General features: G+C 71.0%; 26 protein-coding genes. 10 read left to right on the forward strand and 16 right to left on the reverse strand.

What is annotated here, in order from left to right; genetic code table 11:
• Positions 1–2 precede the first annotated feature (2 nt).
• The 4 genes from JNB62_RS03145 to JNB62_RS03160 are packed head-to-tail and all read left to right on the forward strand — an operon-like array spanning position 3 to position 4,645.
• Complete coding sequence (locus tag JNB62_RS03145) at positions 3–1,997, forward strand: hypothetical protein (protein WP_223230892.1); 1,995 nt, start codon at positions 3–5, stop codon at positions 1,995–1,997.
• Positions 1,990–2,781 (forward strand): ribonuclease activity regulator RraA, encoded by a 792-nt coding sequence (locus JNB62_RS03150; protein WP_220299418.1) that lies wholly within the window; start codon positions 1,990–1,992, stop codon positions 2,779–2,781. The genes JNB62_RS03145 and JNB62_RS03150 overlap by 8 nt, the downstream gene beginning before the upstream one ends.
• Entirely contained in the window at positions 2,751–3,692 is a 942-nt protein-coding gene (locus JNB62_RS03155; protein WP_220299419.1) for an aldo/keto reductase, read from the forward strand. Before JNB62_RS03150 ends, JNB62_RS03155 begins: the two co-directional genes overlap by 31 nt.
• Positions 3,689–4,645 (forward strand): amidohydrolase family protein, encoded by a 957-nt coding sequence (locus JNB62_RS03160; protein ID WP_220299420.1) that lies wholly within the window; start codon positions 3,689–3,691, stop codon positions 4,643–4,645. The genes JNB62_RS03155 and JNB62_RS03160 overlap by 4 nt, the downstream gene beginning before the upstream one ends.
• A 25-nt stretch (positions 4,646–4,670) precedes the next feature.
• Here JNB62_RS03160 and JNB62_RS03165 read toward each other — a convergent pair whose 3' ends face one another.
• Positions 4,671–4,823, reverse strand: coding sequence for a hypothetical protein (locus JNB62_RS03165; RefSeq protein WP_220299421.1), 153 nt, complete (start codon positions 4,821–4,823; stop codon positions 4,671–4,673).
• A gap of 81 nt (positions 4,824–4,904) precedes the next feature.
• Between JNB62_RS03165 and JNB62_RS03170 the strand changes: the two genes are divergently transcribed.
• Positions 4,905–5,612, forward strand: a complete 708-nt coding sequence (locus JNB62_RS03170; RefSeq protein WP_308291706.1) for a lysophospholipid acyltransferase family protein — start codon at positions 4,905–4,907, stop codon at positions 5,610–5,612.
• Positions 5,613–5,681: 69 nt separating this feature from the next.
• Here JNB62_RS03170 and JNB62_RS03175 read toward each other — a convergent pair whose 3' ends face one another.
• On the reverse strand, positions 5,682–6,473 hold the full coding sequence (locus JNB62_RS03175; RefSeq protein ID WP_220299422.1) for an SDR family NAD(P)-dependent oxidoreductase: 792 nt from the start codon (positions 6,471–6,473) through the stop codon (positions 5,682–5,684).
• Between the two features lie 106 nt (positions 6,474–6,579).
• Here JNB62_RS03175 and JNB62_RS03180 point away from each other — a divergent pair, with 106 nt between their 5' ends.
• The gene (locus JNB62_RS03180; protein WP_220299423.1) at positions 6,580–7,116 is read left to right on the forward strand and encodes a MarR family winged helix-turn-helix transcriptional regulator; all 537 of its coding nucleotides are present in this window, start codon (positions 6,580–6,582) and stop codon (positions 7,114–7,116) included.
• A 34-nt stretch (positions 7,117–7,150) separates the two neighbouring features.
• Here JNB62_RS03180 and JNB62_RS03185 read toward each other — a convergent pair whose 3' ends face one another.
• Positions 7,151–9,157: an ATP-dependent helicase gene (locus tag JNB62_RS03185; RefSeq protein WP_220299424.1), complete on the reverse strand. Its 2,007-nt coding sequence runs from the start codon at positions 9,155–9,157 to the stop codon at positions 7,151–7,153.
• 57 nt (positions 9,158–9,214) lie between these two features.
• The gene (locus tag JNB62_RS03190; protein WP_220299425.1) at positions 9,215–10,060 is read right to left on the reverse strand and encodes a helix-turn-helix transcriptional regulator; all 846 of its coding nucleotides are present in this window, start codon (positions 10,058–10,060) and stop codon (positions 9,215–9,217) included.
• Positions 10,061–10,161: 101 nt separating this feature from the next.
• Here JNB62_RS03190 and JNB62_RS03195 point away from each other — a divergent pair, with 101 nt between their 5' ends.
• On the forward strand, positions 10,162–10,872 hold the full coding sequence (locus JNB62_RS03195; RefSeq protein ID WP_220299426.1) for an SDR family NAD(P)-dependent oxidoreductase: 711 nt from the start codon (positions 10,162–10,164) through the stop codon (positions 10,870–10,872).
• Positions 10,873–11,035: 163 nt separating this feature from the next.
• Positions 11,036–11,341: an NIPSNAP family protein gene (locus JNB62_RS03200; RefSeq protein WP_220299427.1), complete on the forward strand. Its 306-nt coding sequence runs from the start codon at positions 11,036–11,038 to the stop codon at positions 11,339–11,341.
• Between the two features lie 21 nt (positions 11,342–11,362).
• On the opposite strand, the gene JNB62_RS03205 is transcribed toward JNB62_RS03200, so the two are convergent.
• From JNB62_RS03205 to JNB62_RS03230, 6 genes are all read right to left on the reverse strand, one after another.
• On the reverse strand, positions 11,363–12,277 hold the full coding sequence (locus JNB62_RS03205; protein ID WP_220299428.1) for an NADP-dependent oxidoreductase: 915 nt from the start codon (positions 12,275–12,277) through the stop codon (positions 11,363–11,365).
• A gap of 62 nt (positions 12,278–12,339) precedes the next feature.
• Positions 12,340–13,230, reverse strand: a complete 891-nt coding sequence (sigJ, locus tag JNB62_RS03210; RefSeq protein ID WP_220299429.1) for an RNA polymerase sigma factor SigJ — start codon at positions 13,228–13,230, stop codon at positions 12,340–12,342.
• 48 nt (positions 13,231–13,278) lie between these two features.
• Positions 13,279–13,830 carry a DUF6578 domain-containing protein gene (locus JNB62_RS03215; RefSeq protein WP_220299430.1) on the reverse strand — a complete coding sequence of 184 codons (552 nt, stop codon included), beginning with the start codon at positions 13,828–13,830 and terminating at the stop codon, positions 13,279–13,281.
• Positions 13,831–13,849: 19 nt separating this feature from the next.
• Positions 13,850–14,347, reverse strand: coding sequence for a hypothetical protein (locus JNB62_RS03220; protein ID WP_220299431.1), 498 nt, complete (start codon positions 14,345–14,347; stop codon positions 13,850–13,852).
• Between the two features lie 129 nt (positions 14,348–14,476).
• Positions 14,477–14,746 (reverse strand): hypothetical protein, encoded by a 270-nt coding sequence (locus JNB62_RS03225; RefSeq protein WP_220299432.1) that lies wholly within the window; start codon positions 14,744–14,746, stop codon positions 14,477–14,479.
• 68 nt (positions 14,747–14,814) lie between these two features.
• The gene (locus JNB62_RS03230; protein ID WP_220299433.1) at positions 14,815–15,474 is read right to left on the reverse strand and encodes a hypothetical protein; all 660 of its coding nucleotides are present in this window, start codon (positions 15,472–15,474) and stop codon (positions 14,815–14,817) included.
• Between the two features lie 219 nt (positions 15,475–15,693).
• Here JNB62_RS03230 and JNB62_RS03235 point away from each other — a divergent pair, with 219 nt between their 5' ends.
• Positions 15,694–17,604, forward strand: a complete 1,911-nt coding sequence (locus tag JNB62_RS03235; RefSeq protein ID WP_220299434.1) for a purple acid phosphatase family protein — start codon at positions 15,694–15,696, stop codon at positions 17,602–17,604.
• Positions 17,605–17,694: 90 nt separating this feature from the next.
• On the forward strand, positions 17,695–18,801 hold the full coding sequence (locus JNB62_RS03240; protein ID WP_308291707.1) for a WxL protein peptidoglycan domain-containing protein: 1,107 nt from the start codon (positions 17,695–17,697) through the stop codon (positions 18,799–18,801).
• Positions 18,802–19,393: 592 nt separating this feature from the next.
• Here the strand turns inward: JNB62_RS03240 and JNB62_RS19520 are convergent.
• The 6 genes from JNB62_RS19520 to JNB62_RS03270 form a co-directional block, all read right to left on the reverse strand.
• A complete protein-coding gene (locus tag JNB62_RS19520) occupies positions 19,394–20,767 on the reverse strand; it encodes a HupE/UreJ family protein (protein ID WP_220299435.1) in 1,374 nt (457 codons plus the stop codon).
• 80 nt (positions 20,768–20,847) lie between these two features.
• Positions 20,848–21,993 (reverse strand): RNA polymerase sigma factor, encoded by a 1,146-nt coding sequence (locus JNB62_RS03250; protein ID WP_220299436.1) that lies wholly within the window; start codon positions 21,991–21,993, stop codon positions 20,848–20,850.
• Between the two features lie 2 nt (positions 21,994–21,995).
• A complete protein-coding gene (locus tag JNB62_RS03255) occupies positions 21,996–22,403 on the reverse strand; it encodes a YciI family protein (RefSeq protein ID WP_220299437.1) in 408 nt (135 codons plus the stop codon).
• Positions 22,404–22,534: 131 nt separating this feature from the next.
• Entirely contained in the window at positions 22,535–23,197 is a 663-nt protein-coding gene (locus JNB62_RS03260; protein ID WP_220299438.1) for a GntR family transcriptional regulator, read from the reverse strand.
• Complete coding sequence (locus tag JNB62_RS03265; RefSeq protein WP_220299439.1) at positions 23,194–23,826, reverse strand: SGNH/GDSL hydrolase family protein; 633 nt, start codon at positions 23,824–23,826, stop codon at positions 23,194–23,196. The genes JNB62_RS03260 and JNB62_RS03265 overlap by 4 nt, the downstream gene beginning before the upstream one ends.
• A 153-nt stretch (positions 23,827–23,979) precedes the next feature.
• Positions 23,980–24,294, reverse strand: a complete 315-nt coding sequence (locus tag JNB62_RS03270; protein WP_220299440.1) for a hypothetical protein — start codon at positions 24,292–24,294, stop codon at positions 23,980–23,982.
• Positions 24,295–24,343 lie beyond the last annotated feature (49 nt).

Here is a 24,343-nt window from a genome sequence, read left to right on the forward strand (position 1 = left end):
GGATGCCGCAGCCCCTTCCCGCCCGTCCGCTCACGGCGATCCCCGCCTGGGCCGTGCTGCAGCGCCGCCTGTTCGCAGAGATCGAAGACGCCTGGCGGCTGTTCTCCGAGACCTTCACGCGGCCCGACGGCGGTCTGAAGTTCGACGCCGTCTTCGAGGACCGCGACGGCGTCGACGACCTGTACGAGCCGTTCTTCAACTGGCCGGCGTTCTACCTGCTGGGCGGCAGCGACGACGTGCTCGCCGCGGCCAAGCACCACTGGGAGGGCGTGACGGCGCAGCTCGCCGCGGCCGGCATGGTGACCGATGAGTACGAGAACGGCTACGACTGGTTCCACCAGGGCGAGTCGCTCATCTTCTTCTACGCGCTGTGCGCCGCCGACCCGGGCGATCCGGCGTTCGCCGAGCGTGCCCGGCGCTTCGCGGAGCTCTACACCGACCCCGCGCACGGCAACTACGACGGCATCCGCAACATCATCACCGCGCCCCACAACGGCGCCCTTGGTCCGCGACCGGGCCTGAGCGACCAGCCCGAGCCGTATTCGGCCGACCGTCGCGAGATGCGCCCGTACGGACTGCCGCTGGAGTACGTGCCCGGCGTCGACGAATGGGACGATCTGGCCGATCCCGCACTCGCGACGGCGATGGGCGAGGCGATGCACCGCGCGGCCGCCGGAGACGTCGCCGTCAACCTCGCCGCGACGAGCCTCGTCGCCAACCGCTGGCTGTACGACGGCGACGAGGCGTCGGCCGCCTGGCTGCGCACATACGTCGACGGCTGGCGGGCGCGCGCGGCCGAGAACGCCGGGCTGATCCCCGACAACGTGTCGCCCGACGGCGTCGTCGGCGGCCTGCACGAGGGCCGCTGGCACGGAGGGCACTACGGCTGGACGTGGCCGCACGGCCTGCCGTCCATCGGCATGGCCACGGTCATCGCCGGCATCAACGAGGCGTTCGTGACGGGCGACGACTCCGCGCTCGACCTGGCGCGCGCCGTGCTCGACACCGTGCTCGACCACGCGATCGTGGCGCCGATCGCCGAGACCCCGTTCAGTCTGCGGGGCGGCTGGCTCGCCCGGTGGGGTGAGGATGCCGCCACCCCGTCACTCCTCGTCCCCCACCGGTTCGGGCGTCATGGCTGGTTCGACTACGGCCCGATGCCGCTCGAGCTGCCGCTGTGGCTGTGGTGGTGGTCGCGCCGCGACGACGACCTCGCCCGCCTGCGCCGCGCGATCGAGGGCCTGCCTCCCATGGCGGAGCCCGTCAAGCCGTTCCGCGACAAGGCCGAAGCGGGGCACGAGGCCCCGTGGCTCGCGTTCCTCGACGGCGAGCTGCCCGACTACCCCGAGCGTGCGCTCGAGATGGCGCTCGGCCAGGTGGCCCGCCGCGTCGCGCTGATGCAGGGGGCGCCGACCGACCCGGATGCCGCACACCTGCACTTCTGGCAGCGCGTGAACCCCGTCGTCACCGAGGTGCTCAGCCAGCTGGTGTCGGGCACCCCGCAGGTGCTCTACAACGGCGGGCTGCCGTTCGCGGCGGTCGCGTACGAGGATGCGGATGCCGGTCGCCCCGGGCTTCCGCAGGATGTGGCCGCGCTCGTCTCGCGCCTCGACGGCGACGACATCGACCTCGCACTCGTCAACACCTCGACCACGCGCGCTCGCCGCGTCGTGGTGCGGGCATCGCGGTTCGGCGAGCGGCGCATCGCGTCGGTCACGGCGCACACGGACGCCGACGGCGTGTACCCCGGCCGCAGCACCGCATACGCGTCCACCCCCGGGCACCCGGTCTCGGTGACACGCGAGCTCGAGGCCGGCGACGACGCCGTCGTGGTCGAGCTGCCGCCCGCTCACCGCGCCGACCTGACCCTGCACACGGTGAACTCCGGCGTCACGCCGCGGCACCGGGCGCTTCGTCTCGTCGCTGGCGCTCCTCGCTCAGCAACCGAGACGTTGTCTGATTTTCCCCTCTCTCTCGAAGGAGTGCCCCATGTCTGATCTCGCCACGCCGTTCCCGCGGCCGGACTTCGAGCTGCCGGTGCGCGGCGACGCATACCGCCGTGCCGATCCGCAGACGCTGCGCGACCTGGAGCGCGTGTCGTCGGCCACGGCGTGCGCGAAGCTGCACGGCATGGGCATCACGCGCTCGTTCGTCGAGGGCCCGCGGCCGCTGGCCGAGGGTCAGCGAGTCGTCGGCTCGGCGATCACGCTGCAGTTCATGCCGCAACGGGAGGACCTCGCATCGGGGCACGGCCAGGAGTACGTCGAACGGCACACCGCCCTGTGGCACGTGCTCGAAGAGGTGAAGCCCGGCGATGTGCTGGTGATCCAGGCGTTCGGCAGCAAGTACTCGGGCTGCATCGGCGACATCCTGGCGCGCTACTTCGTCAAGAAGGGCGGCGTGGGCATCGTGGTCGACGGTCGCATCCGCGACTCCGACCGCATCAAGGACCTCGGCCTGCCGGTGTGGTCGACCGGCACGACGCCGCACTACGCGTCGCAGACCGAGCTGTTCCCGTGGGCGTACGACGTGCCCGTCGCCGTGGGCGGCGCCCTGTGCATGCCCGGCGACGTCGTGATCGCGGACGGCGACGGGCCCGTCATCGTGCCGCAGGCGATGGCCGGCGCCGTGCTCGAGTCCGCGCAGGACCACGAGGACTGGGAGGCATTCAGCCGCCGCCGCCTCGACGAGGGCGCGCGCCTGAGCGACTACTACCCTCTGACGCCGGACTCGCGTGAGGAGTACGAGCTGTGGCGTTCCGCGCAGGCCTTCGCCCGCTGACACCCACGCCGGGCGCCTCCGACACCTTCGGGCTGGGCTGCGCGCCCATCGGCAACCTGTTCACCGCGGTGGCCGATGCGGACGCGGACGCGACCGTCGGTGCTGCCCTGGACGCCGGCATCCGGTTCTTCGACACGGCGCCGCACTACGGCGCGGGGGCGAGCGAGGCGCGGCTGGGGCGTGCGCTCGCCGGGGTGCCGCGTGACTCCGTCGTGATCGCGACGAAGGTGGGTCGCAGGATCGTGGATGCCGGCGGCGCTGCGGTCCCGTCGGGCGAGGTCGGCACCGACACGGTGGCGGACCTGTCGCGTGACGGCGTGCTGCGGAGCCTGGAGGGGAGCCTGGCCCGGCTGGGCACGGACCGGATCGACCTGCTGTACCTGCACGATCCGGTCGATGTCGATGAGGCGCTGCGGTCGGCGATCCCTGAGCTGGTGCGGCTGCGCGCCGAGGGTGTGGTGCGCGCGATCGGCGTCGGCATGGTGTGGCCCGAACCGCTGACGAGGTTCGTGCGCGAGGCCGACGTGGACGTGGTGATGATCGCCGGGCGCACGACCCTGCTCGACCACCGCGGTGAGTCCGCGCTGCTGCCGGCCGCGGCGGAGCGGGGGGTGGGCGTGGTGGCGGCCGGGGTGTTCAACTCGGGCATCCTCGCCGACCCCGTGAACACGCCGTACTTCGATTACCGCGAGGCTCCGGCCGAGATGCAGGAACGGGCGCGCGAGCTGGCCGCCCTGTGCACGCGGTTCGGGGTCGAACTGCGGCACATGGCGTCGCGGTACCCGCTGCGCCTGCCGGCGGTCGAGGCCGTGGTGGTGGGCGCCCGGACGCCGGCCGAGGTCCACGACTTCGCTTTCGCCGAGCACGCTGAGATCCCTGACGAGCTGTGGGCCGAGATCGAGCGCCTGTGACGATCGTCGACGCGCACATCCACCTGTGGGACCTCTCGCGGTTCTCGCTCTCGTGGTTCCGGGACGACATGGGCCTGCCGCGCGAGGCGTCGCCCGAGGCGTTCCACTCCTCCACTGCCTCGCCCGTTGAGCGAGCGGGGACGCTTCGTCTCGCCGGCGCTCGCTCAGCGACCGACTCGCGAGACGAAACGCCGCAAGCCGACCTCGACACGCCCCCCGTCGCCTTCCCGCTCGTTGAGCGAGCGAGGAACGAGCGAGACGAAACGCCGCAAGCCGACCTCGAGACGCACCACGCAACCACGGCGATCGCCGTGCAGGCCGGCGACACCCTGCCCGAGATGCAGTGGCTGCTGAAGGTCGCCGCGACCGACCCCCGCGTGCGCGCCGTGGTCCTGCAGTACGTCCCGGGCCCCGAAGGCTGGGCCGGCCTCGCTACGAGCGTGCTCAACGACCGCGTGCATGGCATCCGCGTGGCAACGCCCGGCGGTGCCGCCGACCTGTCGGACGTCCCGGGCCTCGACGCTCTCTGCTCCGGTGCCGGGGAGTCCGGGCGGGTCGTCGAGTTCCTGGTCCGCCCCGCACAACTGGACGCCGTCGCGCGAGTCGCAGCACGGCATCCGCACACGAGGTTCGTGCTCTGCCACCTGGGTCTCGGTGCCGGAGTGCCGACCCCGGAGTGGGAGGGGTCGCTCCGGCGGGTGGCGGCCCAGCCCCACACCGCTGCGAAGTTCTCGGGCCTCGTGACAGGGGTCGAAGACCACGCTCGTCTGGCGGCGCTCGCGGCGACGGCATCCACTCTTCTCGGTGCCGACCGGCTCATGTTCGGCAGCGACTGGCCGATGTCGTCGCGAGTGACGTCGTACGCGCGACTGGTCGACGACGTGGCCATCGCCTGGGGTGACCGGCCGGACGCGTTCTGGGGCGCCACGGCCGCGGAGACCTACGGACTCTAGGCCCGCCGCCTCGGCGACGGGCCGATCAGGGCTTTCCGCGATCGACCCAGCGAGTGTGGGCCTTGAGCCCGTGCAGGACGCCCAGACGCACGACGACATACAGCGCTGCTGCGATGATCGCGAGCAGGCCACCGTAGATGAAGAGCACGAAGAACCAGCCGTCCAAGCCGAAGAACATGAGCCGAACCTAGCGGCTACGCCTCGACGCCGATTCTGATTGTCCACAGGCGGCATCGACGAGCAAAGGTAGGGTGGCCAGGTGACAGCGCCCGTATCGACCCCCGCCCCCGCACCGCGGCCGGGTGCCGTCTACTTCGTCGGACGGGTCGTCCTGAGGCCTCTGTTCTGGCTGATGTACCGGCCGCGCATCACGGGTCGAGGCAACGTGCCTGCCCAGGGTCCGGTGCTGCTGGCGAGCAACCACCTGGCGTCGCTCGACACCGTCATCATCCCGACGTCGGCGACTCGCCCGGTGCAGTTCCTCATCAAGTCGTCGTACTTCACGGGCTCGGGAGTGCTCGGTCGCTTCATGCGCTGGTTCTTCACGTCGATCGGCGGCGTCCCCGTGTACCGCGCGACCGGTCGAGACGCCCGTGCCGCGCTCGACGCCGGCAGCAGCATCCTCCGCGCCGGCAGCGTGTTCGCGGTGTTCCCCGAGGGAACCCGCTCGCGCGACGGCAAGCTGCACGAGGGTCACGGCGGCGCCGCGTGGATGGCCCGCGAGACGGGCGCCGCGGTCGTGCCCGTCGGCCTGATCGGGACCGGAGCGGTGAAGCCCTTCCGTCACCTGCTGCCCGGCAGGCCCCGCATCGAGGTGCACTTCGGTGAGCCCCTCGACCTCTCGGACCTGGAGGGCGTGCCCGACGGCAAGGCCCGTCGTGAGATCACCGAGCGCATGATGTCCGCCATCGCCCGCCTCACCGGCCAGGAGCGATCGGGCAGTGTGAACGCGAGTTCGCGCGACTGAGCCGCGGGCGCGGCGGGGGCACAGGGATGCGGCATCCACGGTAGCCAATCGGGCGGTCGCGCCTCGACGTCACAGCATCCCGGTCAGCACTCCGCCGTCGGCGCGCACGGCCGCACCGTTCGTCGCCGAGGCCAGGGGACTCGCGAGATAGGTCACGAGGTTCGCGATCTCGGAGGGCTCGATGAACCGCTCCAGGAGGGTGGTGCCGTTCTGGCCGATGATGGCCGCCTTGACGGCGTCGACAGGAGCCGACTGCGATGCGGCGATCGACTCGACCGTCGCCGCGACGCCAGCCGAGTAGGTGGGGCCGCCCAGGACGGTGTTGACGGTCACGCCGGTGCCGCGGGTGAGCTTGGCGAGCCCGTTGCCGAGGGCGATCATCGCCGCTTTGCTCACGCCGTAGTGGATCATGTCGGCCGGCACGTTCACGCCCGACTCGCTGCTGACGAACAGCACGCGCCCCCACCCGCGCCGCAGCATCCCGCCGAGCAAGTGACGCGACAGACGCACGCCGCTCATGACGTTGACCTCGAGGTAGCGCGCCCACTCGGCGTCGGTGACGGACTCGAACTCGGCCAGCCCGAACAGTCCGACGTTGTTGACGAGGATGTCCACGTCGTCGAGCTCTCCCAGCAGCGCCTCGACCTCAGCAGGCTCGGCGAAGTCCGCGTGCCGACCGCTGTGGTCCGCTCCCGGGTAGTTGGCGCGCAGGTTCGCCACTGCCGCATCCACGCCTTCCGCCGACCTGCCGTTCACGATGACGCGAGCTCCCTCGGCCGCCAGCGCCGAGGCGATGGCGAAGCCGATCCCCTGCGTCGATCCGCTCACGAAGGCCGTCTTGCCGTGCAGGTGCAGTTCCATGCGTGTCTCCTCCTCGCCCGCCTGCGGCAGGCATTTACTTTCCTGAGCAAGTAAACGTAGTCCTTATCGCTTTCCCAGGCAAGTTTCTGCGCGGTAGCCTCGTGGCATGTCGCATTCCCCCGAGCCCACGGGACTGAGCCCGGCCCATCTCGAGGTGTGGGCGTCGGTCGCGACGCTGCTCGAGCGCCTGCCCGCCGCGCTGGACGCCCAGCTCCAGCGCGACAGCGGCCTGACGCACTTCGAGCACGGAGTGCTCTTCGCGCTCGACAGCGCGCCCGGGCGCACGCTGCGCATGAGCACGCTTGCCGGCTACGCGAGCAGCACGCTGTCACGACTCTCCCGTGCGATCTCGCGCCTGGAGAAGAAGGGGTGGGTGCGCCGCCACGTGGACCCGACGGACGGTCGGGTGACGCTCGCGACGCTGACGGATGCCGGCCACGAGACGGTTGCGCGGTCGACGCCGGCACATCACTCGCTCGTCGAGAGGCTCGTCTTCCAGTCCCTCACCGAGCAGCAGGTGCGTCAGCTCGGCACGATCAGCCGCCGCGTCGCCGAAGCGATCGACCCCTCCGCTCCAGCGTGGAGTCCCGGCAGCCGTCCGGCCCCCACGCCGGAGTCCGCAGCCGAGGGCCGACGCTCCTGACGAGTACGCGCGCTGGCGGCGGCCGGTGGCCCGATCAGGCGAAGAGTTCGTCGAAGGCGTCCGTGCGCACGCGCGCGGTCACGGCGGCCGTCGCGACCGCGGGTTCGGGGGTGAGGGCGGCGGTGCTCACCGACTCCATGAGGTCGCGCGCGGACGCGGTGAGGAACCGGCTGGGCTTGGCGGCGACGTGCTTGGCGAGGAACGCGGTCGGATGCGTGGGCAGCTGCGAGGGCGCGTACACGTCGAGTGTGTCGCGTGCGCGGGTGAGCGCGACGTAGAAGAGCCGCTGCTCCTCGGCGAGACCGGCGGACGAGGTGAGCGCCATGTCGGACGGCATCGCGCCGTCGTTCGCCCGCATCAGGTGCACGGCGTCCCATTCCAGACCCTTGGCGGAGTGGATCGTCGACAGCGTCAGCCAGTCCTCGTCGAGATGCGGCTGCTTCGCCCAATCGCCGGCCACGTTCACCGGATCGATCGCCTGCTCGCTCACGAACGTGCGCAGGTCGGACTGCGCCGCGGCGGCCTCTGCGATGCCGTCGACCTCGGTCACCCGACGATGCCAGTCCGGGTAATGGGCGCGCAGCAGCGGGTCCACCGCGCCCCGGCATGCCTCCACGAGCTCCGGCACGGCGGTCGTGACGTCGACGGCGCCGAGCAGCGAAAGAGTGGACGCGAGCCCGGTGCGTGCCTTCGCCGGTGCGGCGGCGACCGCGTCGGACGCGCGGTTGACGCCCCCGTCCGCCAGGATCCGGGCGAGGGTGCGCGCACTCGCCTTGCCGATCGCGCGGTGCCGCGTGAGCAGGCGGTACCACGACACCTCGTCCGCCGGATTGAGGACCACCCGAAAGCTCGCCAGCAGGTCGCGAACATGCGACGTCTCGAGATAGCCGATGCCGCCGAACTTGTGGAACGGGATGCCGCGGACCTTGAGCTCGATCTCGAGCTGGGCGCTGTGCGACCCGGTCCGCATCAGGACGGCCTGCGAACGCAGCGGCATGCCGTCGACGTGCGCGGCAAGGATGCGGTCGGCGATCGTGCGGGCTTCGTCGTCGGCGTTGCGACAGGTGACGAGTGTCGGCCGGACGCCCTGCTGCGGGCGGTCGGCGACCAGCCGCAGCCTCAGCTCGCCGGGGCGCACCTCGTTGGCGAGGTCGAGGATCGGCTGCGTGGAACGGAAGTTGCGTTGCAGCCGCACCAGCGTGGCGTCGGGGTAGGCGTCGACGAGTTCGAGCAGGTGCCCGGCGCTCGCGCCCCGGAACGCGTAGATCGCCTGCGCGTCGTCTCCGACGACGGTGAGCCCGCGACCGTCGGGGCTGAGTCCCCGCACGATGTCGACCTGGAGCTGATTGACATCCTGATACTCGTCGACCAGCACCCAGTCCCACCGTGCCCGCAGGCGCGCCCCGACATCGGGATCAGAGACCAGAGCCCGCCAGGCGATGAGCAGGTCGTCCAGGTCGAGCAGGCCGCGCTCGCGCTTGCGGTCGCGGTAGTGGCGCAGCAGCCCGGCGATCTGGTCGGCCTGCTCAAGCGCCCAGGGGAACTGCTCCTCGATGACGGCGCGGATCGGGGTCGCCGTGTTGACCACGCGCGAGGCGATGTCCGCGATGGTGCGGGTGGTGGGCAGCCGCACCTCCGTGCCGTCGAGTCCGTGCTCCGCGCGCAGCAGGTCGATCAGGTCGATGACGTCGTCGGGATCGATGACCGTGACGTCCTCCAGCCCCAGGTGCTGCGCATGCTCGGCGACGATGCGGTGCGCCACGGCATGGAACGTGCCCCCGGCGATGCGCTGCGCCGCCTGCGCGTCGCCGCACAGCGACGCGGCGCGCGAGAGCATCGCCGACGCCGCGCGCCGGGTGAACGTGAGCAGCAGGATCCGTTCCGGCGCCACCCCCGCCTCCAGCAGCCGAGCGACCCGTGCCGTGAGGACCCGCGTCTTGCCGGTCCCCGCCCCCGCCGCGACCACGAGCGGTCCGTCGCCGTGCTCGACGGCCTCCAGCTGTGCCGGATCCAGCCCCGCCAGCGCATCACGAACTGCCACGGAAGCGACCGTAGCCAGACCCCCCGACATCCAGCGTCGAGGCGGCGTGCGCGGCGGCTACTCCACGAGCGACTGCGTCCCGAGCACGATCGCCAGCTGCAGGCGCTCGGCGTCCTCGGTGCCCGGGGCTGCGGTGTAGACCATGATCCGCAGGTCGTCCTGCGCGACGACGAGGGTGTCGCAGTCGACGGTGATCGGGCCGACGGCCGGGTGGTCGATGATCTTGTGGCGTGACTGCTCGCGGGGTGCGGCATCCGTCACCGTCTTCCAGAGCATCTCGAAATCGGGACTCGCGGCCCGGAGGTCGGCGACGAGGCGGCGCAGGCGCGCGTCGTGCGGATAGCGGGCGACCGTCGTGCGCAGGTCGGCGACGAGGCCGGCGACCTGCTCGGCGTGCTCCTCGGGGGTCTGCCGCGCGCGGGAGCGCGGGCCGACGACGTTGCGCCACACGCCGTTGCGCTCGTTGCCGCGCAGCTCGGCGGTCGGTCCCATGAGCGCGTCGTACGGCGCGTTCGCGACGATGAGGTTCCACGCCGCGTCGTACACCACGACGGGGATGCCGTCGAACCGGTCGAGCAGCCGTTGGATGCTGGCAGGGATGCGCGCCGAGACGACACCTGCTCCCGGTGCGCTGCGCCCGGCGAGCTGGAAGAGGAGGTCGCGCTCGGCGTCCGAGAGCCGCAGTGCGCGCGCGAGCGCCTCGACGACCTGCTCGGACGGCGCCGTCGCGCGTCCCTGTTCGAGGCGGGTCAGATAGTCCACCGAGATGCCGGCGAGCGTCGCGAGCTCCTCGCGGCGCAGTCCTGCCGCGCGGCGACGTCCTCCGTGAGGGATGCCGGCGGCCTCGGGCGATACCCGGTCGCGCCAGCGGCGCACGGCGCTGCCGAACTCCCACGCTTCCATGGCTCCAGTCTGCGCGCTGCGCGCCGTGCTGTCCTGGCCCTGCGAGTCCTAGGAGAAAGCGACGACTGCCTGCGCCTGCGCGAGCGGCGGACGCTGGATGCATGACAACGACACTGATCACCGGGGCCAACAAGGGCCTCGGCAAGGAGACCGCCCGCGCACTCGTCGACGCGGGGCACACGGTGTGGCTCGGGGCACGCGACGAGGCTCGCGGGCGTGCCGCGGCCGACGAGGTCGGCGCACGCTTCGTGCAACTCGACGTGACCGACGACGCCTCCGTGAGCGCGGCGATCGCGACCATCTCCGAAGCGGGCACAGGACTCGACGTGCTCATCAACAACGCCGGCATCGCCAAATGGGGCAGCGACTTCACCGAATCGCTCGACAGCGCGAGCGTGCTCGAGGTGTTCGACACGAATGTCGTCGGGATCGTGCGGGTGACCGAGGCGGCCCTGCCACTGCTGGAGCAGTCGGCGAACCCCGTCGTCGTCAACGTGTCGAGCGCCCTCGGCTCGTTCTGGGCGACGCACGAGCCGTCGCGGCCGGCGTCGAGCTTCGTCTCGCTCATCTACGGGTCGAGCAAGGCCGCGGTCTCGATGCTCACCGTCCAGTACTCGCGGGCGCACACGAACGTGAAGTTCAACGCCGTCGAGCCCGGCATCACCGCGACCGAACTCGGCGGCGGCGACCCCGGCAGCCACCCCGGGCGTCCGGCATCCGTCAGCGCCCAGGTCGTCGCGAAGCTGGCCATGATCGGCCCCGACGGCCCGACCGGCACCTTCCAGGAGGACCAGGGCGAGCTGGGCTGGTGACACGCCGGCCCTGACCGAGGGTCATGGCAGGGGCATGCGAGGTGCGTGCCCCTGCCATGTTCCCGCGCATCCTCCGCCAACCTGTGCCGGCTGAGCGGCGATCGTCGTGGCATCCCCCGCGCGTCGGCGAGACTCGTGAAGACACCGAACGCAGAGGAACCCGATGATCACCGTTCACCTTCGCTACGAGATCGACCCCGACAAGCTCGACGAGTTCACCGAGTACGGCCGCACGTGGATCCGCCTCGTGAACAGGCTCGGCGGCACGCACCACGGCTACTTCATGCCCAGCGAAGGCGACAGCGACGAGGCGTTCGCGCTGTTCACCTTCCCCTCTCTGGCGGAGTACGAGGTCTACCGGAACGCATCGAAGACCGACCCGGAGTGCCAGGAGGCCTTCGAGTTCGCACGTTCGACCGGCTGCATCCGCCGCTACGAGCGCCGCTTCCTCTCGCCGGTGTTCTCTTAGCCAGAGGGGAGCCGCTCGCGCTCAGGCGATGGTGATGATTGTCTTGCCGACGGCGCGAGTGGTGGGGTTGAACGCGTCCACGGCCTCTGCGAGGGGACGCACCGCACCGATGTTCGCCCGGAGCCGTCCCGAGCGGGCGCGCTCGGCGATCGCGGTGAGCTGCTCGCGGTTCGGCTCCACGACGAAGAACATCGCACGCCCCTCCTTCGGCTGCCGGGCGGGCGGAGCGGCGATGGTGACGAGCGTGCCACCCGGCTGGACCAGATCGACGGACTGATCGCCGATCTCGCCGCCGATGACGTCGATGACCAGGTTGACGTGACCCACGGCCGTCAGGTCGTCGACGCCGAGGGCCACGAACTCGTGCGCGCCGAAGTCCAGGGCACGGTCTCGGTCGGCGGGGCGACCGGTCCCGATGATGTGTGCGCCCGCCTCGCGAGCGAGCTGCGCGACCGCGGACCCCACCCCGCCGGCGGCGCCGTGCACGAGGACGCTCTGGCCCGCCTGCACGCGTCCGTGGTCGAACAGCGCCTGCCAGGCGGTGAGCCCCGAGATGGGGAGGCTGGCGCCCGTCACGAAGTCGACGTCGGCCGGCAGCGGCGCGAGGTTGCGTGCTTCCACGGCGACGTACTCCGCCAGCGTGCCGTTGCGGGTCCAGTCCGCCAGCCCGAAAACGCGCTGGCCGACGCTGAGGCCCGTGGTCCCGAACCCGAGCTCCGTGACGATGCCCGCGAGCTCGTGCCCCGGGATGCTGGGCGTCCGGTCGCGTCCTGCCCGGTCGGTCCACGTCCCCGACCACGTGAGCTCTCCGGGCGTGAAGCCGGAGGCATGCACGCGGACGATCACGTCGTTCTCGACCGCGTGCGGTTCTGGCTGGTCGGTGAGTCGCATCCCTGCGGTGCCGGCATCGGGGTCGGTCACGGTGATCGCCTGCATGGCTGTCCTCCTGCTCGTTGAGTGTTCATCACGTAGACGACACAGCCGCGGCGGGTGTCAGGTCAGCCTCGCCGCCAGGATCCCAGCTTGTCGGGATTCCACTGCACGAGCACCTGCCGGACGGTGCCGGCGCCGTCGACGACGAGCTCGAGCACTCCGCTCGTGTCGCCGTCGCGGGTGAACGTGAGCACCGGTTCGGTGCCACCCGCGTGGACGGTGAGTGTGGTGGGTGCCTGTCGTGCGAGCACGCCGACGACGAATCGCGCGACCTTGTCGGCGCCCAGGACCGGGTTCAGGGCTGCGCGGACGCGGCCGCCGCCGTCCGAGCGCAGCATCACCTCCGGGTGCAGCAGCCGGACCAGCGCGGCGACGTCGCCGGTGGTCGCCGCGTGCTGGAACGCCGCGACCAGACGCGTGCTCGGTGCCGCCCGCGTGGTTCCGGCATCCCGGATCCGCGTCCGCGCGGACGAGGCCAGCTGTCGGACGGCTCCGGGCGAGCGGTCGAGGACCTCGGCGATGTCTGCGACCGGAAAGTCGAACACGTCGCGCAGCACGAACGCGACACGCTCGGCGGGCGTCATGGTCTCCATCACCGTCAGCAGCGCCATGCTGACCGACTCCGTCCGCATAGCGCGCTCCGACGGGTCGCCCGCCTCGGCGGTGTGGACGGCGTACCGGTCATCGGGAACGGGTTCGGGAAGCCACGGCCCGACGTACGAGTCGTGGCGTCGTGATGCGCTCTTGAGCATGTCCAGGCACACTCGGCTGGTGGTCTTCGCGAACCATCCCACCGGATTCGCCACGTTGCGACGGGCTGCGTCGTCGAGCCGGTACCAGCGGACGAACGCCTCCTGGACGGCATCCTCCGCATCCGCCACCGTGCCGAGCATCCGGTACGCCAGACCCACGAGCCGATCGCGATCGAGCCCGGGAACCGGCAGTGCGTCCGACATGTCACTCATCATGGCCGACGGCCGTGACATCGTCGGCCTGCGCCGGTCTCAGGCCGGCTCTTCGACGTCGACGAGCCAGCCGGCGAACGCCCGTGAGCGCCGGTCGCCCGGCGCATCGTCCCCCGGCTGGGCGGTGCTCTCGAGCGCGGGCCCGCTCGCCACGTCCAGCCGGACACCACGGGCGGGCGCGAGCTCAGCCGAATCCGGGACCGGGACGATCTCGACGACGTAGCGCGTCGGACGTGTTCCCACGAACAATCCGTTGCCCATGTCTTGGCCGGTCATCGGCCATTCCTCGCCCTCAGCCGGCATGTCGGCGGTCAGCGGTGCGCCATGTCCGGGACGGCGCAGTGTGCGACGTTCGATGACCTCCTGTGTGACACCGTGCACGGCAACGACACGACCCCGCACCCGATCGGGGAACTCCTCCTCGTGATGCGACTCGACCGCGTCGACCGTGGCCGCCAGCGCCGGACCGAGCAGCTCGGCCAGAGCCTCGCCCGGGGTTCGCGCCGCGATGCCGAGGTCGACGTCGTCGCCGACGGCGAACGGGTCGCCGCAGCACGCCCATTCCCACTCGGTCAGCCACACGCGAGTCATGGTCGCCGCGCTCGCCTCCTCACTCCGAGATCGAGATGGTCTCGGGGAGTGTGTCACCGCTGTCCCGCACCACGCGCCGGAACACGTCGCCGTCGCGCGCATACATGCCTGCCTCGGCGCCGGTGATGTAGTACTGGTCGGCGGCGTCGCCCGAGAGCATCGTCGGCGTGAGGTAGAGCAGGTACTGCGTTCCGGTGGCGAGCTTCTCGTCGATCTGCTGGCGCACCTCGATGACGTCGCCGACCTCGATGGTCCCCGCGTCAGCGTCGACGTTCGAGCCGAGCGACGGGTTCGTCGGAGTGTTCTCGACCTCGACGGTCGCCACGGTCGCATCACCGTCGACACCCGAGCCCTGCACGGTCCCGACGACGATGTCGGTGCTGTCGAGCACCAGCGCGTCGGTGCTGTTGTACAGCTTGTGCCGGCTTCCCGACGACGATGTCGTGCACCCCGCCAGGCTCGCCGCGACCAGCGACGCGAGCATCGCCGCGACCACCCTTCGCCACCGTGTCGTCATAGCCACCGTTCCGTTGCGCCGCGTGTCGGATCCGGCGCCAGCCTAGCGCCGAACACGCTGATCAGACCGCGAAACGGCGCATGAGTGGATGCCGCCGATCCTGGCGGGAAGTCACCCGGCCCCGCCGGACTACCAGACGATGCCGCCGCCGATCGAGATGCCGCCCCACGTCAGGGCGATGAAGATGGCGGCGAAGACCACGGGAGCGATGCCCTTGCCGCTGCGGGCGAGGCCCTTGAGCAGAGCGATCACCGCGAGCACCGCTGCGACGATCGAGAGGGCACCGCCCAGGATCAGGCCGATGAAGAGCGGGATGGGCATGAGCACGAGGCCGGCCAGCGCGAACCAGAACGCGGCCCACGCGGTCGGGTTCGACTGGCGTTCAGTGGAGGAGGACATGCGTCCATCCTCTCGTGCTCCGTCGCGATAGTGGATTCGGGATGCCGGGGCCGCCGGCATCCCTCATCTCAATCGATCCAGAGCACGACGCCGGTCATCCCGGTCAGCACGGCCGTCGCACCGGCGCGGATGGCGGCGTCGCCGCGCTCGGGCGTGAACGAGGACTCGTCGAAGTGGGTGGCCGAGCCCAGGCCCTCGCCGCGGAAGCCGGCACCGGTCCAGTCGACCGACGTCACGTTGTAGGTGGGTTCGGCGAGCTCGGCGCCGAGCACGAGGAACGACACGTCCAGATGGTTGGGGGTCACCAGGGCGAGGGCGTCGATGAGCGCCTCGCCGGTGCTGACGATGAGGTCGGGCTTCATGTCCATCGCGTCGACGATCGCGGGGATCGGATCGGAGTCCTCGGCGTCGACAGTGCGCAGCGACACCTGCTCGTCGGCGGCCCACGCCTCGACGGCGTCGTTGAGCACGCCCGTCGTGGCGTCCGAACCGCTCGTGAGCAGCACGACGCGGTAGCCGGGCGAGGGCGAGACGCCGTGCCACGAGCCGTCCGCGGGCGTCACGGTCGCCTCAGGCGAGGGCGACGTCTCGGGCGCGAACCCGGCGGCCGGCGCGCCGATGTGCGTGGGCTCGGCGCGGGGCGCACTCCAGTCGTCGGTGGCGCAGCCGGCGAGAGACAGCAGGAGCACGGCGGCGACGGCGGTCGCCATGACGGCGCGAAAGGGCACGGATCGTCCTAGGGGATGGAGAACGGGATGCTTCCAGCATGCGCGACGGCACCGCCGGCATCCGCCCCAGACGCCTCCGTTCGCCCAGTGTTCGCCTCGCCGGCGCCGTCCGTTCACAATGCCGGGCGTGGCGCGTCACGTGGAGTGGCGAAGCTCGTCCGTCGGAGCCGGCTCGCCCGACCCCGTTCCCCCATCCCTTCCAGACAGAACGGAAGACCCATGCTCTCAGTAGCAACCTCGCGGCCTCACGGCCGCGCGGCGCTGTGGCTCTCGGCCGCAGCAATGAGCGCGGCGCTCGCCTTCAGCGGCGTGCTCGTCGCGACGGCGCCCGCCAACGCGGAAGACAGCGCCTCGTACACGGGCATCGTGCTCGGTGTCGGCGCGAACGAGACCCAGCGCACGGTGACCTGGTACACCTCGGCCGACAGCGCCCAGGTCGTGCAGCTCGCGCCCTCGTCGGCCCTCGTCGGCGGCGAGTTCGTCGCCTCGGTGACCACCTTCTCGGCCACGGGTGCCGCGAACATCGCGTCGAGCGGCGGCTTCAACCGTCACGCGACCCTCTCGGGCCTGCAGGAGAACACGCAGTACTCGTACCGCGTCGGCTCGGACGGCAACTGGTCGCCCACGTACTCCTTCAAGACGCAGTCGTTCGAGGGTGACTTCGACTTCCTGTTCTTCGGCGACCCGCAGATCGGCGCTTCGGGCAACGTGGCGAACGATCAGGCGGGCTGGGTCGACACCATGAACGTCGCGCTGAACGCCAACCCCGACACGGAGCTGCTCGTCTCGGGCGGCGACCAGGTCGAGACGGCCAACACCGAGGCGCAGTGGGATGCGTTCCTCGCGCCCGAGCAGCTGCGCTCGTACCCGTGGGCCGCGACCATCGGAAACCACGACGTGGGCGGAAAGGCGTACGAGCAGCACTTCTACACGCCGAACACCGACTACTCGGCCGACTACTACCGCGGTGGCAACACGGCGACGGAGTCCGGCGGCGACTACTGGTACATCTACAAGGACGTGCTGTTCATCGACCTGAACAGCAACAGCTACAACAACGCCACGGGGGGCGGCGACGAGGCCCACGTGCAGTACGTGACCGACGTCGTGAAGGCCCACGGCGCCGACGCGAAGTACACCGTGCTCGTGTACCACCACTCGATCTACTCGGCCGCCTCGCACGCGAAGGATGCCGACAACAAGGTGCGCCGCGTCGACTTCCCGACCACGTTCTCGGAGCTCGGCGTCGACCTGGTGCTGCAAGGCCACGACCACGTCTACACGCGCAGCTACGAGATCAAGGACGGCGAGAAGGCCAACCCCGAGGAGCAGCCGGGCGCCAACGAGGTGTTCGTCGGCGAGGGCGGCGTCATCTACATGACGGCCAACTCGGCGTCGGGCTCGAAGTACTACGACATCACTGCGCCCGACAACAGCGGCACGAGCGGTGCCGGGAACGGCGCCGACCCGCTGAACCCGTCGAGCTACTGGTACAACTCGGTGCAGAGCCAGGAGAAGACCCGCAGCTACGTCAAGGTGCAGGTCAAGTCCGACCAGCTCGTCGTCGAGGGCATCCGTTCGCAGGCTTCGGCCAACGGCGGCGTGGAGTCGAAGATCGACTCGGTGACCATCCACCCGTTCCACGCCGATGGCGGCCAGGACCTCCAGGTCGTCGTGCCCACCGCGGCCCCCGGTGAGTTCGGCTGGACCATCGACGGCCACAACGGCCTCGTCGACCTCGGCACCGCCGAGGAGAAGAACGGCTACTTCGAGGCGACGGGCGCGATCAACCCGATCGCCGTCTCCGACACCCGCTCGTCGCTGTCGCCGTGGTCGATCACGTCGGTGCTGAGCGACTTCGCGGACGGCGACAAGACCTTCCCGGGCAGCTACCTCGGCTGGACCCCGAAGGTCGTCACCGCCGGCGCCGGCGCGGTCGCGGGTGCGGCCGTCTCGTCGGGCTTCGACGGCGGCGCCGGCCTGTCGGTCGACCGCGTGCTCGGCGCGGCGACCCAGGGTCACGACAAGGGCGAGGCGCTGCTCGGCGCCGACCTCGACCTCAAGCTGCCGACGCAGACCGCGACCGGCAGCTACCGCGCGAAGCTGACGATCACGGCCCTGGCCGGCTGATCCAGCCCGCGACACCCCGCGTCCGTGGGAGAGAGGCGACCCCTCTCTCCCACGGACCGTTCCCGTTCCCGCCCCCCTCGAAAGCCCCTCGTGAACGCACGCTCCGCCCACTCCCCTCTGCTTCATCGCGCCCGCACCGCGGCTGCGGCCCTTCTCGCCGCGCTCGTGCTCTTGCCCCTGCTGTCCGCCGCGCCGGCCTCGGCCGCCGACGCGGGCGACACGGCTGACGACGTCAACTGGACCGTCCGCACCGACTCCAACGACTTCGGGTCGGACCGCACGAATTACAGCTATGCGATCGACCCGGGCAGCACGCTCACCGACGGCATCGTCGTGGCCAACCGCGGCGAGGAGCCCATCGACCTCGAGGTCTACGCAGCCGACGGCTTCACCACCCAGGACGGCGCCCTCTCGCTCGTGCTCGCCGACGAGAAGTCGACGGGTGTCGGCGCCTGGATCACGCCGGGTCAAGAGACCGTGACCGTCGCGCCGGGCGCGACCGCCAGCATCCCGTTCACCGTCTCGATCCCCGAAGACGCGACGCCCGGCGACTACGCCGGTGGCCTGGTCACGTCGCTCACGGTGCCCGACGCCGCCACCGGCGTCAACGTCGATCGCCGCCTCGGCATCCGTGTCGACCTGCGCGTCGGCGGCGAGCTCGCCCCCGCACTCGCCGTCGAAGACCTGTCGGTCTCGTGGGACGGCGGCCTCAACCCGTTCGCCGGCGGCGACGCCACCGTCACGTACACGCTGCACAACACCGGGAACGCGACGATCTCGGCAGATCCGGCCTCGACCGTGGGCGGGGTCTTCGGCCTGCTCGCGACGCAGGCGCCCGCCGCCGACCCCATCCCCGAGCTGCTGCCGGGCGAGAGCCGCACGGTGACGGTCGTCGTTCCGAACGTGCCGCCGCTGTTCGCCGTGATCGCGACGACGACGGTCACCCCGTTGGTGACGGATGCCGCCGGCTCGCGCTCCCCGATCGCCGAGGTCTCCGCCACCGCGGTCGGCCCCGCCGTTCCCTGGATGCTGCTGCTCATCCTGGCGCTGATCGCCGTCGCCGCGGTGCTGGTGTGGCGTGGTCGCGCTCGCCGCAAGGTCGCCGCGCAGCAGGCCGAGGAGGCCCGCGTCAGCGAGGCCGTCGCGAAGGCCCTGGAGGAGGAGCGCGCCAAGGCCGCGGTCGGCGCCACGGACTGACCTCATCCGGAACGAGCGCCCCGTCCTTCACAGAGCGTGAGGGGCGGGGCGCTTGTTCGTGCGCCGGCACGTCGTGGTCGTCGGACGAGCGAGGACGCTTCGTCTCGTCGCTGGCGCGCCTCGCTCAGCGACCGGTCGTTGAGCGAGCGAGGCACGAGCGAGACGAAACGCCTCGGCTGCACGGTCGGCCTCGTGCCAGGACCGCGTTTCGTCTGCGCGCGCCAGAGCGCGCTCCGCTCAACGACCGGCACCACGCCCCCCGGTCGTTGAGCGAGCGAGGTACGAGCGAGACGAAACGCCTGGGCTGCACGGTCGGCCTCGTGCCAGGACCGCGTTTCGTCTGCGCGCGCGAGAGCGCGCTCCGCTCAACGACCGGCACCACGACCCCCCGGTCGTTGAGCGAGCGAGGTACGAGCGAGACGAAACGCCTCGACCGCACGGTCGGCCTCGTGCCAGGACCGCGTTTCGTCTGCGCGCGCCAGAGCGCGCTCCGCTCAACGACCGGCACCACGACCCCCCGGTCGTTGAGCGAGCGAGGCACGAGCGAGACGAAACGCCTGGGCCGCACGGTCGGCCCCGTGCCGGAGCGGCTCTACGCGGGAGTCCGCTCGGATGCATCGGCCCCGGCCGTGGTCTCCGTGTCGGCGGACTCGACGGGTGCGGGATCCGCGGGGCTCTGGCGGGTGAAGTACCAGAGCGCGGCGACCACGGCCACCAGCACGAGGTACCAGACCAGCGGGTACTGCGCGATGCCGTCGAACACGGGCTGCAGCACGGTGTCGCCGTCGACGCTGATCGCGACGATCCAGGCCGTCGCGGCGACGATCGCGAGCACCGCGATCGTCGTGCGGAAACCGGGGTACGCGCGGGCGTGCGACAGCCAGATCAGCAGCGGGAGCACGAGCACCGCGGCGATCAGCTGCGCCAGCTCGACGCCGATGTTGAACCCGAGGATCGCGACGAGCTTCTCGCCGAATCCGAGGTTGAGGTCGAGGATCGTGGTCGCGAATGCCGTGCCGTGCACGAGCCCGAAGACCCCGGCGATGATGAGCTCGCCCCTCGGCATGAGCGGCTTGATCGCGTGCACCGCGGCCACGACGATCGAGATCGCCACGAGGATCTCGACCGGCTTGGTCGGGAACGAGATGACGCCCAGCGACACGAGCGCCAGCGTGATGAGGTGCCCGACGGTGAACGACGTGATGATGAGCGCCGCACGCAGCACGGCGCGCTTGGTCGGGATCGGCTGGGTCCAGCGGAAACCGCGCCCCGACCGGACGGCGAGCGACGGCGCGACGATCAGCAGCGTCGTGAGGAACAGCAGGTGGTCGGTGCCCTCGGCGATGTGCAGCATGCCGAGCCACACGACGGCGAAGAAGCCGTGCAGCGGCGTCTGCTGCGTGCGGTCGAGGGTGATCTCGGTCACGCCGCCGCCGAGCACGCCGACGACCTCGGGGTCGCCCTCGGCGACCTGGCCGTTGTTCCAGTCGCTCACGAGTGCGACGTACACCTGGTGCGAGGGCACGACGTCGAGGATGAAGTCGTAGTCGAGGGTGAGGGCCCCCTCGATCGGCCGCCCGCCGTCGGTGAAGCGCAGCGTCGTGCGGATCGAGTCCTCGCCGTTGACGCGGATGAACTCGGGGTCGACCGTCACCGTCGGCGTGAGCTGCGACACGTCGTCCTGCAGCGAGACCCGGTTCAAGAGGAACGACTCGACGTTGTCGGCGACCGCGTCGAGCTCGGCCTGGTCGGTCTCGAGTTCGTACCCCGTCGCCGCGACGAACCCGGTCTTCTGGATCTGCATCTCGACATCGACGGCGTCGGACTGCACCGTGATGAACACGCCGGTCGTGCCCGCCGGATGCGCCGCGGCGCTGGACGCGTTCAGCAGCACGAGCAGCGCGGCGAAGACCACGGCGATGGCGAGGAGAACCGGGCGCGAGATGCGGGGGAGGGCAGAGAGCACCCGGCGACGGTAGTGCCCCGGGGGGAACAGGAGGCGAACCGAAGGTGACGAACCCGGATGCCGCGCTCAGCAGGCCGCGCTCAGCCGGCCGCCGCTGCACCGCGCAGCCGGTCCGCCTGCCGCAGCAGGTGCTGCTGCTCGAGGGCGCTGGTCGCGCGGCCCGCGGCTTCGGCGTAGCCGGTGGCCGCGGAATCCACGTCTCCGGCCCGTTCCTGCAGGTACGCGAGCGCGGCGTGGTAGCGCGGCACGTCGTCGTCTACGGCGTCGAGCGCCGCAAGCCCGGCGAGAGGCCCGTCGGCCTCGCCCACCGCGACCGCACGATTCAGCCGGATGACAGGCGAATCTCCGAACGCCAGGAGTTCGTCGTACCACTCCACGATCTGCACCCAATCGGTCTCTGCGGCGGTCGGCGCGTCGGCGTGCAGGGCGGCGATCGCGGCCTGCACCTGATACTGGCCGAGCCGGTCCCGCGCGAGCGCGGCCTGCAGGATGCCGACGCCCTCGCCGATCGCCGAGACATCCCACAGCGCGCGGTCCTGTTCGGCGAGGGGCACGAGCACACCGCCGACGACCCGCGCGGGCCGGCGCGCGTGGTGCAGCAGCATGAGGGCGAGCAAGCCCGCGACCTCGGGCTCGTCCGTGAGCGCGGCGAGCTGACGCGTGACCCGGATCGCCTCGGCGGCGATGTCGATCCCGCCCGAGTAGCCCTCGTTGAACACGAGGTAGAGCACCCGCATGACGCGTGACAGATCGCCCGGCTGATCGAGAGGGATGCCGGTGAGCCGCTGTTTCGCGCGACTGATGCGCTGCGCCATCGTGGCCTCGGGCACGAGGAAGGCGTCGGCGATCTGCCGGGTCGTCAGGCCGGCGACCGCGCGCAGCGTGAGCGCGGTCGCCGACGACGCCGTCAGCACCGGATGGGTGCACAGGAAGTAGAGCCCGAGCGTGTCGTCGCGGTCGGGGACCGACCCCGGTTCGGGCTCCCGCGCGAGACGCTCCTCGCGCGCCGCGCGCGCCGACTCGCTGCGCACCTGGTCGAGGAACACGCGCCACGAGACGGTGACGAGCCACGCGCGCACGTCGCGCACCTCCTCGGACGGCGGCCGCTCGACCGCGCGCAGCAGCGCGGTCTGGACGGCATCCTCGGCCGACGCGAAGTCCGCGCCGCGCCGGAAGAGGATGCCGACGACCTCGGGGATCGCCCGGCGCAGGGCCGCCGCGTCCACCGTCAGGCGACGTCGGTGGGTGTCGAGAACATGACCTCGCGCACCTCCAGCCACTCGCCGAGCGGCTCGCCGCCCGCCCACGGCGCCGCCGACAGCTCGGAGGCGAGCTCGAGCGCGCGCTCGTACGAGTCGACGTCGATCATCATCCAGCCCGCGATGAGGTCCTTGGTCTCGGCGAACGGGCCGTCGACGACCGGCGGTCGTCCCTCGCCGTCGAAGCGCACCCAGGCGCCGCCCATCGCGAGCCCTTCGGACGAGACGAGCTCGCCCGAGTCGAGCAGCCGGCGCTCCATGTCCTGCATGTACTGCACGTGGGCGGCCCACTCGTCCTTGGTGAGCTCGTTCATGGGAACGGCGTTCAGCGACGGGCGCCCCCCGCGGTAGTGCTTGAGCATCAGATACTTGGCCATGACAGCCTCCCGTTCGGTGCGGCCCATTCTGGCCGCTTCACAGGGGAGACGGAACCGGCCGCGCGTTCTCGACATCGGCGGCGCGAGAAGTCCGGGATTCGGGATGCCGCGGCCCCCGGCATCCCGGATCGTCACTCCTCGTCGGGAAGCAGCGTGCCGGCGGCGTGGGCGTAGAACAGCTTGGCGGCGCTGTCGGGGTCGCCGCCGTCGAGCGCCTCGACCAGGCTCTTGTGCCAGTCGGCGGCGACATGCCAGTCGCCGGGATAATCGGGGTCGGCGAGCACGTGGAAGGAGCGGAGGCTCGGCTCGATGATGTCCCACATGCGGGGGAGGTACACGTTGCCGCTCGCCTCGACGACCGAGCGGTGGAACGCGAAGTCGAGTTCGCGGAAGGCGCCCAGGTCCTTCTCGTCTGCGGCCTCGTGCATCTGCGCGATGAGCTCGTCCAGCCGCGACCGCGTGTCGGCCGACAGCGTGCCGCACGTGAGACGGCCGACGATCGACTCCAGCTCGGCGCGCGCCTGGCGGGCCTGCGCGACCTCTTCGTCGGTGTAGCTGGTGACGAAACTGCCCTGGTGGCGGACGTGCGTGACCAGACCCTCGTGCACGAGCTGCTTGAGCGCGTCGCGCACCGGCGCCTGGCTGACCTGCAGGCGGCGGGCCAGCTGCGACTCGACGAGCTGCTCGCCGGGTTCGAGCGAGCCGTCCTTGATCATCGTCTTGACGAGCTCGTAGATCTGGTCCGACAGCAGACCGCGCTTGAGCTCGGTGACGGATTCGAGGGCATCGGTCATGCGGAGCCCACCTTCTGGGCGTCGGCGGTCGCCGCGTATGCGGCAAGCCAGGCGTCGGCGATGATCTCGGAACCCCGCGGTGTCGGGTGCACGCCGTCGGGAACGATCGCCGCCGCGCCGTGCTCCGCGGCCGCGGCGGTGACGGCGTCGTGCAGCTCGACCAGTGTCGCGTCGAAGCGCTCGGCCAGGCGCCGCACGGCGTCGCGCTTGGGGTTCAGGTCGTCGAGCCACGCGACCTGGTCGTCGCGCACCGGCACGAAGTACGGCTCGATGAGGTAGATGCGCTCGACGCCGGCGGCTCGGGATGCCTCCAGCAGGCCCGCCACGGTCGCCTCGAAGTCCTCGGACGACGTGGGGTCGTCGCTGTCGAAGCGGCGCCACATGTCGTTGACGCCGATGTACACGGTGAGCACGTCGGGGCCGGCGGCGAGGATGTCATCCCAGCGGGCTTCGAGATCGACGGCGCGGTTGCCCGAGATGCCCTTGTTGACGACGGTCTCGCCGCCTTCCGCCACCGCACGCGCGATCAGGCTGACGTACCCGTCCCCCAGCGAGGCGACGTCGTCGCGGTCGCGCCCGGAGTCTGTGATCGAGTCGCCGGCGAAGACGAGAGTGGTCGTGCGAGGCATCCGTTCGGTCCCATCGTTGGAGCGTGTTCGGCCAGCATAATCGATAATCGCTTGCACGGCCCCATGATCCCGCAGCACTGCGGCTGCCGCGAACATATCGTCTCGCACGCCGTCGACGCGACATTCGGCCGGCGTCGGGCGGCCGAGGAGCGACTACTCGCCGATGATCCGGCGCATGACGTCGAGCGTGATCTCTTCGCGCTCGCCGTCGGCCCATTCATGCACGACGAACGGCACGCCCAGACCCTCGAGGTACGCGACGGTCTTCTCCAGACGCGGCACGACATGGATGTGGTCGCTGCCGAACAGCTCCGCCGTGTACACCGGCTCGCCGGCCAGGATCGCGGTGCGCAGCTCGACGGTCGATCGGCCCGTGATGCGGTACAGCGCCTTCAGCACCTCGCTGCCGAAGTCCGGCGTCCCGACGAGGGTCAGCGAGAGGGCGGTCTCGGCGGTCGGGTGCGGCATCCGTTCGGTCCCCTCGTCAGCGCGTGCGCGCGCGACCCTCATCGTCGCA

Source organism: Microbacterium jejuense (genome assembly GCF_019511665.1).
Taxonomy (GTDB): domain Bacteria; phylum Actinomycetota; class Actinomycetes; order Actinomycetales; family Microbacteriaceae; genus Microbacterium; species Microbacterium jejuense_A.